This window comes from Armatimonadota bacterium (genome assembly GCA_025059775.1).
In the GTDB taxonomy this organism is placed as follows: domain Bacteria; phylum Sysuimicrobiota; class Sysuimicrobiia; order Sysuimicrobiales; family Sysuimicrobiaceae; genus Sysuimicrobium.
On record JANXCW010000034.1, the window covers coordinates 1 to 1,018 of the forward strand.

1 protein-coding gene is annotated in these 1,018 nt (G+C 68.2%); it reads right to left on the bottom strand.

What is annotated here, in order from left to right; genetic code table 11:
- Window positions 1-51 precede the first annotated feature (51 nt).
- A complete protein-coding gene (locus N0A24_12205; GenBank protein MCS7174098.1) occupies window positions 52-615 on the bottom strand; it encodes a LemA family protein in 564 nt (187 codons plus the stop codon).
- Window positions 616-1,018 lie beyond the last annotated feature (403 nt).

The following is a 1,018-nucleotide window of genomic DNA, read 5'->3' on the forward strand; positions in this document are numbered from 1 at the left end:
GAGGGGGGCCAACTGCCCTTCCAGCTCTTCCAGGACCTTTTCCTCCACCCCTTACCTCCCGAAAAGCTCCCCGAGGTCTGGCCTTTCCCGCTCCCCCTCGGGGAGGGTGAAGACGGGCTTCCGCACCAAGCCCATGGGCCGGGCCAGGAGGAGGCCCGGGAACTGCTCGATGGCGTTGTTGTAGTCGGTCACGGCCTGGTTGTAGAACCTTCGGGCCGCGGCCAAGGAGTCCTCGGTCTCCGTGAGGGCGGCCTGGAGCTGGAGGAAGTTCCCGCTTGCCTTGAGGTCGGGGTAGGCCTCGGCCCGGAGGCGAAGCTGGCCCAGAAGCCTCCCCACCTCCCCCTCGAGGCGGAACTCCTCCTCGGCATTCCCCCTGGCCCTGGCCCGCTCGGCCTCCTCCCGCAGGAGGGTGAGCCTCTCCAATAGCTCCCGCTCGTGGGCCATGTACCGCTTCACCGCCTCCACCAGGTTGGGGATGAGGTCGTAGCGCTTCTTGAGCTGGGCCTCCACGGCGCCGAAGGCGTTTTCCACCGCGTTCTTGCGGGCGATGAGGCCGTTATAGGTGAGGAGAAGGCCCAGGGCCACAAGAATGGCGATGCCCAGTAGCGCTTCCATATGCAACCTCCCTAAGGGTTGGGATCCCGAGGGCCCCCAGGGGTTTCCGCTCCCGCGTCCCTTGGGGGAACGGTTTTCATTAAGGATACCCTGGTCCACCTGGCCTTGGCCCCTAGGAGGGGTAGGGCCGGTACGGGGTTAGGGGCAACGGTTTTGGCCTCGAGGGGGTTGATGGGGACGGGAATGGGGCACCGTTCCTGACCCCAGACGGGCCCTACCTTGTGGCCAAGGGCCTCCCACCGACCCTTCCCTGCCAGGGCCCTTAGAGCCCAGCGCCTGGGGGACCCGGAGGCCCTCCGCCAGGCCCAGGCGGTGGACCGGAACGGGAGGGCGGGGGGAGGGCACCCTCTGCCGGGACGGGCAGCGGGCCCTCCAGGAGGGCAAACCCCACCCGGAGGTGCCA

Coding starts and splice junctions, on each gene's coding strand:
- N0A24_12205 (MCS7174098.1), bottom strand. CDS start 615: ATGGAAGCGCTACTGGGCATCGCCATTCTTGTGGCCCTGGGCCTTCTC.